Raw genomic sequence first — 15,612 nt, forward strand, 5'->3', positions numbered from 1 at the left:
AACTCCGCGAGATGAACAGTAGATCAAACAATCTCTTGAGCCTTCGTCCAGAGATTCCTTCCGCCAGAATTACAAGTGATATGAGCAGCGATGAACGTTTTCAAAACCAAACGCTTCGTCCGATCATCAAACTCCAAAACTTCTTGATTATTTCGGTTTTTAAAAATTACATCGGAAAACACAAGAACAGGTTCTATGAGCTCACATTACAGAAACGCATGGAATATATTGAGAATGCGGTTCAAAAGGACATTAAGTTCAGGAATTCCTTAAAAGGTCTGATCATAGGCCAATTTACCGTTGAGGAATACGAAACTTATATCCAAAACTCATCGGCCTTGAACAAAAGAATGATGAATATGGTAATAGAGCGCCTAAAGGATCAAATTCAGCTACTTGAGTTGGCTGCTATGGTCCAATAGGGATTCCCCGTTCAAATTGGTGGTAAGTATGTCGCTCATAAGATCAAAATAAGGCCTTATCGCCCTAAAGGCATCATTGACGATATTTTTAAAATCAGGAGAAAATACCTCTTGGTCCGAAAAATTTTTCACAAAGATGAACTGCTTTTTTCTAATGAGGTCTATATTGGGATCTTCTTTATCAAAACCTTTGGGTGCTGTTTTAAGCTCATCCCCCTGGAGACTTCCCCATATTTTTTTTAATGCGGGGCTATTTAGGACCTCCCTTATTTCAGAAGAGTCCCTTTCAAACTCTTTTCTGATCCTAAATAGGTCCTCTTTGTTGGGTTCCCAGAATCCGGCAGCCACAAAGCTTTCGCCCGGTTTTAACCTAAGGTAATAGCCACCGCGGAGTGCTGCACCCCTCCTAGAAAAGGAGCCGGCAAAATGTACCTTATAGGGCGTTTTATCCTTAGAAAATCGCACATCCCTGTAAATGCGGAACATTTTTAATTTTTCTATATCATCGTGGTCCCCCATCATGTGCAAGATATTGTTGTAAAACTCCTTAACCTTCGATTCCATGGTTTTGAACTGTGGCTTATGTTCTGTAAACCACTCCTTGTTGTTATTTTTTTCCAATTCTTTTAAAAATTCGAATATATCTTCCGTAATCAATGTCTGTTGCATCCGACTTAAAGGCTTTAAATTTCATATTAAAGTTAAGCAATTTCAATGCTTTCGTTTGAAATATTGGTTAATTTTGATTCAATTAGCTAGAGATATGGATAAACAGTCAATTATAAAAAAGATAATTCAGCATAAGAAGCAACCCAATCTAAGATACCGGTTGAAACAAAATGTGGAGGATTTTACCGATAGGCTATTTTTTATGCTTTTCGATATAGAGACACCGGTTGAGGAAAATTTGGAAAAATTGGAAATTCAGTTCGACGAGTTGGTCCGTTTGGCTTGTTGGGAGGTAGATACGCCCTGTAAAAAAGTCTGGAACAATTATATGGCCAAAATCCCCAATATCCTTGAAAAACTCAATTTAGACGCTGAGGCCATTGTTAACTGCGACCCGGCATCTTTATCCATTGAAGAAGTGTATATGGCCTATCCCGGTTTTTATGCCATAGCCATTTATCGCTTGGCCCACGAACTATACGAAGAAGGCTTTCCCATGGTGCCGCGCCTGATGACGGAATATGCCCATAGGCAGACAGGTGTTGATATAAACCCTGGTGCCAAAATTGGGGATTCTTTTTTTATAGACCACGCCACAGGTGTTGTCATTGGTGAAACGGCCATTATAAAGAACAATGTAAAAATATATCAAGGTGTTACTTTGGGAGGGTTATATGTTGCCAAAAATCTTCAGAATACAAAAAGACACCCCACTATAGAAAACAATGTGACCATATATGCAAACGCTACCATTCTAGGTGGCAAAACAGTCATCGGTGAAAACAGTATTATAGGAGGTAATGCTTGGATCACATCGTCTATACCAGCTAATTCAACAGTGTATCACACCCCTGAGATTAAAATAAAAACTATTTCCAATGGCGCATAAGTTGATTGATCTGATTGGGAATACACCATTGGTGGAATCTAGGGTCTTAAACCAAAATCCCAATGTGCGTTTGTTCTTCAAAATGGAAGGGCACAATCCGGGAGGCAGCGTAAAAGATAGGGCTGCTCTCAATATGATTCAAAGTGGATTGGAACGGGGCGCAATTGACAAAAACTCCAAACTGATTGAAGCAACTAGTGGAAATACTGGTATTGCCTTGGCAATGATTGCCGGTATTTATGACCTAAAAATAGAATTGGTCATGCCCGAGAATTCTACCAAAGAAAGGGTGCAGACCATGAGGGCCTATGGAGCCAAAGTGACCCTTACCCCTGCTGATATTGGTATTGAAGGTGCGCGCGATTATGCTGAGGACAAGGTGGCCAACCATGGTTACGTAATGCTTAACCAGTTTGGGAATGATGACAATTGGAAAGCTCACTACAAAAGTACAGGGCCAGAAATTTGGCGGGATACCGAAGGATTGGTCACCCATTTTGTTTCCTCTATGGGCACCACAGGTACCATAATGGGAACTTCTACCTTTTTAAAGGAACAAAATCCCCATATTCAAATTGTAGGGGTGCAGCCCACGGACGAATCTAAGATTCCCGGAATACGGAAATGGCCAGAGGAGTATCTGCCTAAAATCTTTGATAGAAAAAAAGTAGATCGGATCATTGAGGTATCGGAAGAATCTGCTGTAATCATGGCCAAAAGATTGGCCATGGAGGAAGGTATATTTTCAGGGATGAGCAGTGGTGGTGCAACAGTGGCCGCATTGGAATTGGCAAGGACTTTGGATAAAGGTGTGATCGTTTCCATAATCTGTGATCGGGGCGACAGGTATCTGTCATCGGACTTGTTTGATTAAAAAAAAAAGAGCGCTTAACGGCGCTCTTTTTTATTTTCTCAATAGCCCGCTAAAAAGTGACAGTAGGAAGACTAACATGATGACAAAGAATAGAATCTTTGCTATTCCTTCTCCGGCTCCCGCAAATCCTCCAAATCCAAGGATTGCGGTTATGATGGCCATTGATAAGAAGATGAGCGTCCATCGCCACATAGTTAAAGCTTTTGTTTAAGTTTGTAATATTGAAATGTTCTATTTCATGGACTTGTATTCTTCTACAAATAGATCAATTTCGTTCCCTTTCTTATCGGTGATGACGTAGGCTTCTTTGTTATTTTTAAGATCGTTCTTATAAATACTTTCACTCTTTACGATCTCCAACTTATCGCCATTATCTACAGCGACCATAATTTCATCGTCATTGGTCACCAAGAAAAAATCGGTCTTTTCATCTGCCCTGTAACGGAATTTTATGATCTCATCGTAGGTGTTATCTGCGTCGTTATCAATTTTTACCGTTTTCATAACGTTCATTTTTTGAAAAACACGATCTTGGTTTAACTCGCCCTTATCTTCTTCTTCCATTAGAACATCCCTGGATACCATGGTATTGATCTTTACTGAGTTTTTGATCAACTTCCCGTTGGCGTATACCTCATAGGTCTTTTCTGTTGTTTCGGATGTCATTTCGCTATTTTCTTGGGCCAGTGTAGTGGCTGCGGAAAATAATAATAAGGTGCTAAATAATATTTTTATAGATTTCATATAATTTGATTTTATAGTTACTAGTTCTTTTTTCTTAAAGTATGCAAACGATACAGTTTCCAGTACCTCTTATGTTCTTTTTTGTGACATATAGTCAGCGACTAACTTATAGCACTTTTAAGTTTATCTGACTTGTCCTTGTTCCAGGCATCCAGCATCCAGCTTGTTTTCTCCATGTTTCTGATATAGGCCCCAATTAGATCTATGGTTCCTTCATCACCAATGGAGTCGGCCTTGTCCACTACCTTGGACATCTGCTTCAACAATAGGCTGTGTGCCTTAAGTATTTCCTGTACCATTTCTTTGTCCGTTAAGGATATTGTACTTTCTTCAATGGCGGAGGTTTTTAAATATTCACTGTAGTTGCTCATCGGGTGGTAGCGCAGCGTTAAGATTCTCTCGGCGATCTCATCTACTTTTACCCTAGCATCTGTGTACAGTTCCTCGAACTTTTCATGAAGATCGAAAAAGTTGTTTCCCAAGATGTTCCAGTGAAAATTTCTCAATTTTTGGTAGTACATATGATAGTCTGCCAATAGTGTGTTCAGTTCTACAACGACCGGCAATAATTTTTCTTCATTGATATTTAAATAGTTCATATTCTGACTTATGTTTTAAGAATTAAATAATGTGATTTTTTGTTGGTCGGATAACGTAACCTGAGCTAATGGGATTTAGCTCCTGGGCGAATGCCCATTAGAAAGTGTTTGTAATTATCTTCAACACTTTCAATATATAAGGAATAAAGTCCCCTGCCAAGGCGTTTAACTGCCTTTAACGGAATTTGGGAAGTATTAACAAAATGAATTGTTAAAGCCAGCGCTTCCTTTTGAAGAAAATTAACATTCCGATGAAGAGTGTTAACATCACTGCCCAGACGGCAAAGTAGCCGTATTTCCATTGCAGTTCGGGCATGTAAGAAAAGTTCATACCGTAAATTCCCGCTATAAAAGTCAACGGAATAAATATGGAGGCCATTATGGTAAGTACCTTCATGACCTCATTCATTTTGTTGCTCACATTGCTCATATACATCTCCAACAAACTCATGGACATTTCCCTATAGATCTGAAGGCTCTCATTGATTTCCAAGCAATGATCCATAAGATCCTTTAAAAACAACTTGGTATCCTTGGTTATCAATGGGTTGTCTGACTCTATAAGTCTATTGATCAATTCCTTTACGGGAGAAATCCATCTACGAACTTTTAGAACTTCTTTTTTGAGGTCTTGGATCTTACGGGCGGTTTCCGGAGTGGGATTGTCGTACACTTCCTCTTCCAATTCTTCAATCTGGCCACTTATGTTTTCCAGGACAACAAAATAATTGTCTATGATGGCATCCAACAGCGCGAAAAGAAGATAGTCTGCTCCCCTACTTCTTATACGTCCAGACTTGGTGTGTATACGGTCCCGTAACCCGTTGAAAACGTCTTCTTTAAGCTCTTGGAATACAACCACAGCTTTATCCATAAGCACCAAAGCTACATGTTCCCCTACCAGCTCATTCTTGGCATCCAGATAAATCATTTTAAGGACACAGAAAATATAGTCTTCATATTCATCAATCTTTGGTCGTTGGTTGGTATTTACAGCGTCTTCGACACTCAATGGATTTATCTCAAGGGCCTTTCCGAGGTTTTCTATATAAATTTCATCACTTAATCCAACTACATTGATCCAGGAAGTGGCACTGGAATTTTTGAATTCAAGAATTTGTTCAATTAGTTCTGTATGGTATATCTGAAAGGAACTTTCGTCAAACTCTATGATGCCCACATTACTTTTCTCGCCCTCCCTTAATCCCAAATAGGTGACCGTTCCTGGGGCCTTACCCACTTTTTTATGTGCTCGGGATGGTTTTTTTGGACTGATCTTATGATTGGACTTGTGTTTCTTTTTGGACATGCTGGCAAATTTGGTTTTAAAGATAATGATATGTGAGATGATATTATTTAAAATCCAATCGATTCAATAATAGCCCTGACCCTGGGGCCACGTAGGACAAAAGGAACTCACATTCCGGTTTCAGGGTATTTTCAATATCATGGAGGCTAAGTTCTCCTTTTCCCAACAAGATCAAAGCACCCATGATCATTCTTACCTGATAGCGCATAAAACCTTCGGAAACAATATGCAGGGCATAACTTGTTTCAGGGAAAAAATTAGCCTTTAATATGCTGTTTTCTTTTATGGTACAGCTCTTTATGTACCTAAGTGTATTGGTGCTTTCCTGGTGTCTTGTGGTATAATTTCCAAAATTGTGCTCCCCCACGTAGAGTCCGGCAGCTTTGATCATCAACTCTATATTGAGGTCTTCAAGAATATTCGCTATAAAAGGGGCGCAAAAGGGGTGGTTTTTTTCTCCGAAAGAAAATAAATAGATGTATTCCTTTTCCTTACTATGTTGAATGATATTAAATTCCTTATCAGTAGGAGAAACGGATAAAATTCTAATATCTGGGGGTAAATTCTTATTGAACTGTGCAGTGAATCCTTCAAGATCTTCCAGGGGACTTTCTTCCAAAAACAGTTCAAAGGCTCCATGTAAAGCAGAAACTTTGGCATCAGTCCGACCCGCGCCCAAAATTTTATAGTTTCTTTCTGGCAGCACAAATTTCAAGGTTTTCAAAAGCATGCTTTCAATGGTCTTCTGTCCCGGCTGTTTCTGCCAGCCACTATATCGAAAGCCTAGATATTGAACTTGGATCAAGTAATAGAAGCGTTGCTTTTGCATCTGTAATCATCAAAAATGAAATGGAGCTCTATATCAAAAAATGTCACTGCCAAAAAAAGGACTATTGACTGTCCATGCTTTAGAAGCCATCATTCAATATTTCCAATTGTTCCAAATCACCATATTTTTTGGCAATTTCCTTAATTTCTTCGCCTTTTCCAATTAAAACGAATTGAAGATTGTCCTTTGGAAAATAAGTGTCAATCAAAGCACTGATATTCTCCAAATTCAGGGCATCAATTTTCTGTGTAAACGTGTTTATAAAGGACTCGTCAAAATTGTACAGAAACATATCTGTCAATAAAATGGCAAGTTGTCCATTGGTTTCATACTCTGGAGGAAATTGTCCTTTTAAATAATTTTTAGCTGAATTCAAGGTTTTTTGATCAACACCTTTGGTGTGCAGCCTTTTATATGTTTCCAGAGCAAGGTCAATGGCCTGTTCCGTTGTTGCAGTCGCCGTGAAGGTGCTGATTTGAAAAACACCACCATTCTTGAAGCTGTTGAACCTACTGCCAGCACCATAGGTCAGTCCGGAATTTACTCTTAGTTCATCATTGAGCCAAGAAGTAAAACGACCTCCCAATATGGTATTTATTACTTGAACTGCCACATAATCGGGATTATTCCTCGAAATACCTTTTCCTCCAATTAAAAACGTAGTCTCATTGGCATCTTCCTTATTGACCAGTAACACTCTAGGGGTTTCAGACAAGGAAAAATCGGGCAATTTTAGAAGCGGTTCGGAAGATTGTTTCCAATCTCCAAATAACCGTTCGATCTCCTTTTTCATTAATTTGGAATCAAAATCCCCAACAATGGCAATAGCAGCCTTGGATGGTTGATATTGATTTTTATAAAAATCGGCCAATTCTTTAGAAGTGATATTTTCAATTCCGGTTTTGTTGCCCACAACCGAATTTCCGTACGGATGCCCACCGAATACAAAATGGTCAAAGTAGTTCCTTATTGAAGCGCGAGGGCTCTCCTTCATTTGATCTATTTCAACAAGTTTTCTTTCCTGCAACTTTTTCCACTCCGCATCGGGAAATATCGGATGAAGCAGTACATCTTTTACAATTTCCAAGATCTTCTTCTGGTCCCTTTTCATAAAAGATGAAGAAAGGTAACCGGCCTCTTTGTCGGCCCAAGTGTAGAGCGAAGCACCAACATAATCTACCTGTTCTTCAATTTTTGATTTGGAATAATTTTCTGTTCCCAGCACCATTGCTGCTGCTGTGGCGTTTGCCAAACCTGATTTTTCTTTTGGATCGTAAATGGCGCCCGCAGGAAATACAGCAGACAACTGTATTAGTGGCACTTCATGTTGTTCCATGAAATAGATCGTGAGTCCATTGCTCATGGTGAATTTGCTATACTGCGGCAATTGGAATTTTTCCTGTGCAGCCAATGATTCAATAGTTCCAAAAACTATTAAAAAAATGAAAAGACTATTGAATAAAATAGTTCCCATGGTATTCTTTAAATGCGCCATATCAAAATGCTTCATGAAATCTTTTAATTGGAGGTTACAATTTCGGTTTTGGTATTGTCTTTTAGTATTCCTACGGTCCTATTTTCTTCGGTAAAATACACCTTGGCCACCCGCTGTATGTCTCCCATGGTTACTTTTTCATATTCCGAAGGAGCAGAATACATTTTTTTATAATCCCCAAAGTACATCTCGTAGGTGCCCAGATTATTGCTTTTACCGTCAATGGTTTCTAAAGTTCTATAGAATGAAATTAGTTTTTGATTCTTAACCTTTTGAAGCTCTTGTTCACTAATCCCGTTAGTGGTAATACGATCAAGAACTGCAATAATACCTTCTTCCAATGCTTCTGCCTTCACATCTTTGTTGGCCACACCATAGATATAAAAAAGATTGGGGTCTATACTTTCTGGCATATATGAAAATATACTTGTAGCCAATTGTTGTTCATCTACCAAACTACTGTATAGCCTGCTGCTATTGCCACTACTTAGAATAGCGCTTAACAAATCCAAGGCATAATAATCTTTATGCTTGGTTTCGGGAACATGATACGCCAGTAATAAGTTTGGTGTGCTTACTTTTTTATGGACTACCACCCTTTTTTCTCCTCTTTGAGGGGGTTCAATGGTATGAATTTTTCTAGGTTCCGGTTGTGGCTGGATAGGCTCAAAATATTTTTGTGCAAGCTGTTTGACCTGGCTAACCTTTACATCACCTGTTATGACAACTACGGCATTGTTTGGCGCATAATACGTGTCAAAATATGTTTGTAGATCGGTTAATGTCCAATTTTTAATATCGGACTCATAACCTAAGACAGACCAACGATAAGGATGGGCAGAAAATGCAGAAGCCTTTACTTCTTCCATAATATTTCTAAAATTGCTGTTCTCCAACCCCGTACTCCGTTCACTGAGCACCACCCCTCTTTCACTCTCCACCATAGTGCTGTCCAAGGCCAAGTTTGCTATCCTGTCTGCTTCCAGTTCAAAAATAGTGGCCATGGAAGAAGTTGGGAACCAATCAGTGTAAACAGTCAAGTTTTCTGTTGTATAAGCATTATTGCTTCCCCCTGCCGCTTCCATCGTCCTATCAAACATTTTTGGACCATATTTTTTGGACCCGTTGAACATCATATGTTCAAAAAAATGGGAGAGTCCCGTGATGCCTGTATATTCATTTCTTGAACCTACCTTCCAAAAAAGGTACATATTGGCATTTGGAATGCTATGGTCTTCCAAAACCAATATTTTCATTCCATTATCAAGGGTAAAACTGTTGACATCCTCAACTTTATTTTGTCCGTTGACCAGCGTGATAAACAAAAGGGTGAACATGGGTAAAAAACTGCGCTTCATGGGTATTTGATTTAAAGGAACTAAAGATAAGAAATTGAGAAATTAATCTGAGAATTTAAATGGACATAAAATTGAATATGAATCGTAATGCCCAGCTCGTTTTATCCGTATTCACATTTTAAAACCAATACTTAAAAGAAGGTTTAAAGTTTGTAATTTTCACCACACCTTTGGATTATATTAAAAAAACTGAATCTTCTTACAAAGCTTGTGAACCGTTCAGGTAACTTTTATTTTGAGAAAGCCTATACTGCAGTTACAATTTTGCCTTTCGCTCTATTGTCCTCCATGTAGTGATGGGCTTTTACATTATCATCCAAAGGACAATTGCTGTCTATGTTTAAGGTAATGCCTCCTTTTGCAGCATCATCCATAAATACTGTAATAATTCTTTAGTGGATTCCTTGATTCACCCACATAAACGGTCAAATGTCCTACTGATGAAATGTCTCCCATGTCTATTAAATAGCCCTGATCTATTTAGGCCAACGCTTTCACCCTTAAAAGGACCCAGCCTGCCTTCAACTGTAGGATGGGTTTTTTCTTGAATTTCAAATGCTTCAGGATTGTTACAGCTGCTTTCATTTTTTGCGTTACCACTGTCCTATATCCCAACTCTAGGAATGTATACTTTTTTGTAGTAATCCTTACACCACACTTTTTGCGGTTTTCCCAACAACATTTGTACTTCACCAAAAAGCCTGAAGACCGTTTCACCACACGATATCGTAAGTTGCCAACATTGCCTGCACTTCATCGAAAAATTTGAAATAATTGAAATTGGACAGCGTTTTTATTTTGAAACATGGGGTTCCCCAAGCGCTCCAAAAACCTACTTAAATGAATATACTACTACGCATTTTTCCATGGAAAATGATACAACTTTTATCCATTGTGATATTGTTCACACTCATAGTTCTCAATTTTTATGGCCTGTATACCAATAAGTTCTACTTTTTTAAGTTTGATAACTACATATTTCCCATATTGACCATAATACACTTTGTATATCTATATGCCATGTGGTTCAAGGTAAAGGAAAATGAATATCCCGATCCTCAAATGAGGAACTTGGAGTACATTTTGTACATCCTGCTATTTATATATGTATTTCAAATATTTGATACGCTCTACATCTTATCCAGTTATACGGATTATGATGCGTCAATTATACCGAAAACCTTTCTACCTATAGGATCACTGATTGTTACCTTGTACACTCTTTTGATATTGATGACCTTGGTTTCCTTTAAACACCGCAAAGTACTGGTGGGGGAATATAAATTTATGGATATGAACGATAATATCGATTCATGGTCCTAAGCTTTACTAATAGTACAAAAAAAAGCCCTTTCATCAAAAAAGGGCTTTTTAAATATATTAAAGTCCGCTAATAAAACTTCCGTAGAGATCCTTAAACTGGTATCCTTCGGTAAACCTGTGTTTGCTCAACTTTTTATTAGCTACCAAGCCCCAGAGCAATAGCTCCTTTAAAAAGTAGCTATCCTCCTTTGATGCATCAGGTTGATATTCCTTAATCAATTGATTTAATGGCGAAACACTATCCAATTCTTTTTTGTACTCTATGTCCGTGGCATCGTCCAGTATTTCAAAACCATCTCCATCAAAAAACCAAGAAATCAGTTCATCATAGGGACCAACGGCATCTTTTCGTTCCAGTTTGTCTATTTTGGGGAAATATAATGGGAACAAAGTTTTAATGGCATCCTCTACCAAGATGGAGGCAACGCTCCCTGCTCCTTCTTGTTCGCCCTCATATACCAATTCTATTTTTCCGGTGATGGATGGAATGATACCCATAAAATCGTTTAACCGAATACTGGTAGTGTTCTCTCCATTTCTGAGCGCGCGACGTTCGGCGGTGCTCAAAAGATTTTCAAAAGCAGTAATGCTCATTCTGGCACTGACTCCACTTTTGGCATCGACGTATTCACTTTCCCTGGCTTCAAAACTTATTTGTTCCAAGAGATCTTTTGCCATATCAGGGACAAAGACAGCACTGGTCTGTCTTTCATCCAATCTGGCCTCTTGTTCGGTGATTTTACGGGCTGTTTTTATATCCTCCGGGTAATGGGTCAATATTTGTGATCCGATCCTATCTTTCAATGGGGTCACAATACTTCCTCTATTGGTATAATCTTCTGGATTGGCCGTAAAAACAAATTGGAGGTCCAAAGGTAGGCGCAGTTTAAAACCTCTGATCTGTATATCCCCTTCCTGTAGAATGTTAAAAAGGGATACCTGTATCCTCGCTTGCAAATCTGGTAATTCATTGATTACAAAAATACAACGGTTCGCCCTTGGGATCATTCCAAAGTGGATAACTCGGTCATCTGCATAGGACAATTTAAGGTTGGCGGCCTTTATAGGATCCACATCACCTATCAAATCGGCCACGGTCACATCGGGAGTTGCCAATTTCTCGTAAAAACGTTCCTCCCTTGGCAACCAAGATATCGGGGTCTTATCGCCTTTTTCCTTAATGAGCTCCATGGCGTATCTGGACATCGGCTTTAAAGGGTCATCGTTGATTTCGGATCCTTCCACAACAGGAATATATGCATCCAATAAATTCACCATCAATCTGGCCAAACGTGTCTTGGCCTGTCCCCTTAGTCCCAATAAATTAATATTGTGCCTGGAAAGAATGGCCCGCTCCAATTCTGGAATAACAGAATTTTCATATCCCCAAACTCCGGTAAAGGTCTGTTCTTTGTTCTTGATCTTCTGAATTAGGTTGTCCCTAAGTTCATCTTTGATATTTTTTGTACGGTATCCTGCACTTTTTAGTGCACCCAGGGTGCTTATTTCTTTATAGTTCAATTTCATATATTTTTTTAAATACTTCTCTGGATGAAGTATGCTGTTATTATCCTTTCAATCGTTTTCTTCTGTTCTGTTCGTAATCTTCAAAGATCATTTCTCCAAGGCCCTTTAAACCTGTAAAAAATGCTTTTCCATTATTGGCCTCGGCAAAATGTCGTACAAATTGGGTCAGGTACGGATCTTGGGCGATCATGAATGTGGTAATGGGAATATGTAATTTTCGGGCCTGTCTGGCCATATTGTAACATTTCTCAACAATATAATCATCCAAACCCACACTATTTTTGTAATAGGTCCCATCTGGCATTCTCAGGCAACTGGGCTTGCCATCGGTGATCATAAATATTTGCTTGTTGGTATTCCGCTTCCTCCTTAGCATATCCATGGCCAATTGCAAACCAGCAACCGTATTGGTATGATAAGGTCCCACTTTCAAATACGGAAGATCTTTGATGGGAATGGGCCATGCATCATTTCCAAATACCAATATGTCCAAGGTATCCTTTGGGTAACGGGTCGTGATGAGTTCTGCCAAAGCCATGGCCACTTTTTTTGCCGGTGTAATCCGGTCTTCCCCGTAGAGTATCATACTATGGGAAATATCGATCATGAGCACGGTACTCATTTGGGCTTTGTATTGTGTGTCCTCAACCACGAGGTCATCTTCGCTCAGGGCAAAACTATCCATCCCATGGTTGATTTGGGCATTTTTTAAGCTTTCGGTCATGGAAATATGCTCCAACCCGTCCCCATAGCGGTATTCCCTGAATTCCCCGGTATGCTCATCTCCCCTACCGGATTTTCCAGTTTTATGGTTACCGGAACCACTGCGTTTGAGTTTGCCGAAAATCTGATCCAACGCAGCCTGCCTTATAATGCGCTCCATTTTGGCAGTAATGGACAAATCCCCATCGCCTTCGCCATTACCGTCACCATTACCATCCTTAAATTCTTCCCTTAAAAATCCTTTTGCTTTTAAGTCTTCTATAAAGTCCTCAATGGTGTAATTTTCATCTGTAAGTTCGTATTCCTTATCCAGTTCCCGCAACCAATCCAACGCCTCTTCCACATCGCCGGAAGTATGCGTGATCAGCTCTTTGAAAATCTCAAAAAGCTTTTCGAACGGAGTTTGGTTCGGTGCTTCATAGTTGGTAAAACGAAACCCTTTTCTTTTGTTCATAGCCATTCTATAAATTTAATACATTTGGAAGAGACCCTTAATTTTTTAAAGAAAACTTAACGGTTTGCACTACTTTAGTATCGTATGGATATCGCAAACCTTTCAAAATTTAACGCATTTTTACAAACCCCTCCCCTATGGCATGGGAATTACGATGGTCTAGAGCAATTTGAATTTCCAGATATCGACCTGAAGGATTTTCATTGTGAACCCATCCCGGAAAATTTAAGACTGGGCCATCAGATGGAACATATTTTTCATCAACTTATAACCAATTCTTCCCGATATCGGATAAGTGCCTTTAACATTCCCATTAGAAGGAACAAAATTAGTTTGGGGGAAATCGATTTTATTTTGGAGGACTTGACAATGGAAAAAAGGTTACATGTAGAACTTACCTATAAGTTTTATGTGTTGGATCCGGAATTTCCCAGTCTATTGCACCAATTGGTAGGACCCAACCGAAGGGATACCTTTTATGCCAAAAAAGAAAAGATCAAAAACCATCAAATACCTTTGTTGCATTCGGCAGAAGGAGATAAGGTATTACAGGACTTGGATATAGATTACAGGGGTGTTGAGCATCGAGTTTGTTTTAAGGCCCAGGTATTCGTTCCCATTCATCATGAAAAAAGTAGTTTCTTCCCTTTCAACAGTGAATGTGTTGCTGGTATTTGGATGGACAGGGATACTTTTTCATCCTTTATCGATGGTGAGGACCAACTCTATATTCCACCTAAAAAGGATTGGCCTAAGGCACCTACATCAGATTTAGATTGGCAAACCTATGACGAAGTACTTGGGGACATCAACACCCAATTGTCCAATAAAAATTCCCCAATGGTCTGGTTGAAAAAGTCCAATGGGGAATTGATGAAAATCTTTGTGGTCTGGTGGTTATGATTTGTTGTGCCTAACCTTTAATACCTCCACAATATCGTTGAGTTTAAATCCTTTTGCTTGAAGTAATATCAAGTAATGGAACAGCAGGTCGGCACTTTCATCCAAAAAGAGCCCATCATTATTATCTTTGGCTTCGATGACCACTTCTACAGCCTCTTCTCCAACCTTTTGGGCCACTTTATTGAGCCCTTTTTGAAAGAGTGAAGAAACATAGCTAGGTTTGCCATCTGCATCAATGGGAGCCTTTCCTTCTGCTTGATCCTTTCTATTTTGTATGATTTCCTCCAAGCCGGATAGAAATCCAAATGCCTGGACATTTTTATCCCCCCAACAGGTATCCGTTCCCTTGTGGCACGTAGGGCCAATAGGATCTACCGATACCAATAGGGTGTCCTGATCACAATCCAATTGGATATTGGTGAGTTTCAGAAAATTTCCACTCTCCTCCCCTTTGGTCCACAATCTGTTTTTTGTTCTGCTGAAAAAGGTTACCGTTTTGGTCTCCATGGTTTTATTATAGGCCTCCTCGTTCATATAACCAAGCATCAAAACATTTTTGGTATTCACATCTTGTATAATGGCCGGGACCAACCCATCTTTATTTTTATCAAAATCTATTTTCATAATTGTTTTAATTTTTTGCTGATGTCTTTCTATTTGGCACAACTTGTTTGGCTGTAAACCTACATAGGCGATATCTTTTATAAACGAACGGGAATGTCGTTCTTTTTTAATTCTTCCTTGAGATCCCTGATTTCAATTTCCTTAAAATGGAATACACTTGCAGCCAAGGCGGCATCAGATTTTCCATCAATAAAGGTATCCGTAAAATGCTGTATGGTACCGGCACCACCTGAGGCAATGATCGGAATATTCAGTTCATTGGACAATTTGGCCAAGGCCTCATTGGCAAAGCCATTTTTGGTTCCGTCATGGTTCATGGAAGTAAATAGTATTTCCCCTGCACCACGGCGCTCTACCTCTTTGGCCCATTCAAAAAGATTGAGTTCAGTTGGAACCTTGCCACCTACCAAATGAACGATCCATTCCCCATCTATTTGTTTGGCATCAATGGCAACAACGATACATTGGGAGCCAAATTTTGCCACCAAATCATTGATCAATTGAGGGTTTTTGACTGCAGAGGAATTGATGGAAACCTTATCAGCTCCATTTTGCAATAGGATATCCACATCCTCCACGGAAGAAATACCACCTCCCACGGTAAAGGGGATATTTACTTTTTCTGCCACCCTTAAGACAAGGTCAGCTAAGGTTCTCCGTCTCTCCTCTGTTGCTGATATATCAAGGAAAACCAATTCATCGGCTCCCGTTCTTGCATAGATTTCTGCCAATTCGACTGGGTCTCCCGCATCGCGTAGATCAACAAAATTAATGCCTTTTACAGTACGGCCATTTTTAATATCCAAACAAGGAATAATACGCTTTGTCAACATTGTCTTTGTACTTTATTTTGGTAATCCAAGGGGTAAT

The 15,612-nt window shown here is 39.3% G+C and carries 18 protein-coding genes; 5 read left to right on the forward strand and 13 right to left on the reverse strand.

Annotation, left to right across the window (positions count from 1 at the left end; translation table 11 throughout):
• The first annotated feature begins 11 nt into the window (after window positions 1–11).
• Window positions 12–422 carry a glyoxalase gene (locus tag WAA86_RS04215; RefSeq protein ID WP_337299734.1) on the forward strand — a complete coding sequence of 137 codons (411 nt, stop codon included), beginning with the start codon at window positions 12–14 and terminating at the stop codon, window positions 420–422.
• On the opposite strand, the gene WAA86_RS04220 is transcribed toward WAA86_RS04215, so the two are convergent.
• Complete coding sequence (locus tag WAA86_RS04220; protein WP_337299735.1) at window positions 393–1,091, reverse strand: DUF2461 domain-containing protein; 699 nt, start codon at window positions 1,089–1,091, stop codon at window positions 393–395. The two genes, WAA86_RS04215 and WAA86_RS04220, sit on opposite strands and share 30 nt — an antisense overlap.
• Before the next feature lie 94 nt (window positions 1,092–1,185).
• On the opposite strand from WAA86_RS04220, the gene epsC reads away from it, so the two are divergent.
• Together epsC and cysM are read left to right on the forward strand one after the other, a co-directional pair.
• Window positions 1,186–1,980: a serine O-acetyltransferase EpsC gene (epsC, locus tag WAA86_RS04225; RefSeq protein ID WP_337299736.1), complete on the forward strand. Its 795-nt coding sequence runs from the start codon at window positions 1,186–1,188 to the stop codon at window positions 1,978–1,980.
• Window positions 1,970–2,854 carry a cysteine synthase CysM gene (cysM, locus tag WAA86_RS04230; RefSeq protein ID WP_337299737.1) on the forward strand — a complete coding sequence of 295 codons (885 nt, stop codon included), beginning with the start codon at window positions 1,970–1,972 and terminating at the stop codon, window positions 2,852–2,854. The genes epsC and cysM overlap by 11 nt, the downstream gene beginning before the upstream one ends.
• Window positions 2,855–2,884: 30 nt before the next feature.
• On the opposite strand, the gene WAA86_RS04235 is transcribed toward cysM, so the two are convergent.
• The 8 genes from WAA86_RS04235 to WAA86_RS04270 all read right to left on the reverse strand — a co-directional run bounded on the left by WAA86_RS04235 (window position 2,885) and on the right by WAA86_RS04270 (window position 9,562).
• The gene (locus tag WAA86_RS04235; RefSeq protein ID WP_337299738.1) at window positions 2,885–3,046 is read right to left on the reverse strand and encodes a DUF1328 family protein; all 162 of its coding nucleotides are present in this window, start codon (window positions 3,044–3,046) and stop codon (window positions 2,885–2,887) included.
• A gap of 39 nt (window positions 3,047–3,085) precedes the next feature.
• Window positions 3,086–3,598, reverse strand: a complete 513-nt coding sequence (locus WAA86_RS04240) for a hypothetical protein (protein ID WP_337299739.1) — start codon at window positions 3,596–3,598, stop codon at window positions 3,086–3,088.
• 101 nt (window positions 3,599–3,699) lie between these two features.
• A complete protein-coding gene (locus tag WAA86_RS04245) occupies window positions 3,700–4,197 on the reverse strand; it encodes a Dps family protein (RefSeq protein ID WP_337299740.1) in 498 nt (165 codons plus the stop codon).
• Between the two features lie 211 nt (window positions 4,198–4,408).
• Complete coding sequence (gene corA / locus WAA86_RS04250) at window positions 4,409–5,506, reverse strand: magnesium/cobalt transporter CorA (protein ID WP_337299741.1); 1,098 nt, start codon at window positions 5,504–5,506, stop codon at window positions 4,409–4,411.
• Between the two features lie 43 nt (window positions 5,507–5,549).
• Complete coding sequence (truA, locus tag WAA86_RS04255; protein ID WP_337299742.1) at window positions 5,550–6,311, reverse strand: tRNA pseudouridine(38-40) synthase TruA; 762 nt, start codon at window positions 6,309–6,311, stop codon at window positions 5,550–5,552.
• A gap of 103 nt (window positions 6,312–6,414) precedes the next feature.
• Window positions 6,415–7,845, reverse strand: a complete 1,431-nt coding sequence (locus tag WAA86_RS04260; protein ID WP_337299743.1) for a M16 family metallopeptidase — start codon at window positions 7,843–7,845, stop codon at window positions 6,415–6,417.
• An 8-nt stretch (window positions 7,846–7,853) separates the two neighbouring features.
• On the reverse strand, window positions 7,854–9,188 hold the full coding sequence (locus WAA86_RS04265) for a M16 family metallopeptidase (RefSeq protein ID WP_337299744.1): 1,335 nt from the start codon (window positions 9,186–9,188) through the stop codon (window positions 7,854–7,856).
• A gap of 245 nt (window positions 9,189–9,433) precedes the next feature.
• A complete protein-coding gene (locus WAA86_RS04270; RefSeq protein WP_337299745.1) occupies window positions 9,434–9,562 on the reverse strand; it encodes a zinc-binding dehydrogenase in 129 nt (42 codons plus the stop codon).
• A 466-nt stretch (window positions 9,563–10,028) separates the two neighbouring features.
• Here WAA86_RS04270 and WAA86_RS04275 point away from each other — a divergent pair, with 466 nt between their 5' ends.
• Entirely contained in the window at window positions 10,029–10,511 is a 483-nt protein-coding gene (locus WAA86_RS04275; RefSeq protein ID WP_337299746.1) for a hypothetical protein, read from the forward strand.
• A gap of 57 nt (window positions 10,512–10,568) precedes the next feature.
• On the opposite strand, the gene WAA86_RS04280 is transcribed toward WAA86_RS04275, so the two are convergent.
• Together WAA86_RS04280 and WAA86_RS04285 are read right to left on the reverse strand one after the other, a co-directional pair.
• A complete protein-coding gene (locus WAA86_RS04280; protein WP_337299747.1) occupies window positions 10,569–12,038 on the reverse strand; it encodes a magnesium chelatase in 1,470 nt (489 codons plus the stop codon).
• A gap of 40 nt (window positions 12,039–12,078) precedes the next feature.
• Window positions 12,079–13,221 carry a vWA domain-containing protein gene (locus WAA86_RS04285; protein ID WP_337299748.1) on the reverse strand — a complete coding sequence of 381 codons (1,143 nt, stop codon included), beginning with the start codon at window positions 13,219–13,221 and terminating at the stop codon, window positions 12,079–12,081.
• 78 nt (window positions 13,222–13,299) lie between these two features.
• Here WAA86_RS04285 and WAA86_RS04290 point away from each other — a divergent pair, with 78 nt between their 5' ends.
• A complete protein-coding gene (locus WAA86_RS04290; protein WP_337299749.1) occupies window positions 13,300–14,118 on the forward strand; it encodes a DUF1853 family protein in 819 nt (272 codons plus the stop codon).
• Here WAA86_RS04290 and hisIE read toward each other — a convergent pair.
• Window positions 14,113–14,754 carry a bifunctional phosphoribosyl-AMP cyclohydrolase/phosphoribosyl-ATP diphosphatase HisIE gene (hisIE, locus tag WAA86_RS04295; protein WP_337299972.1) on the reverse strand — a complete coding sequence of 214 codons (642 nt, stop codon included), beginning with the start codon at window positions 14,752–14,754 and terminating at the stop codon, window positions 14,113–14,115. The two genes, WAA86_RS04290 and hisIE, sit on opposite strands and share 6 nt — an antisense overlap.
• Window positions 14,755–14,819: 65 nt before the next feature.
• Entirely contained in the window at window positions 14,820–15,575 is a 756-nt protein-coding gene (gene hisF / locus WAA86_RS04300; protein ID WP_337299750.1) for an imidazole glycerol phosphate synthase subunit HisF, read from the reverse strand.
• Window positions 15,576–15,612: the final 37 nt, after the last annotated feature.

Origin of the sequence: Sediminicola sp. 1XM1-17 (assembly GCF_037203765.1) — a bacterium.
In the GTDB taxonomy this organism is placed as follows: Bacteria; Bacteroidota; Bacteroidia; order Flavobacteriales; family Flavobacteriaceae; genus Sediminicola.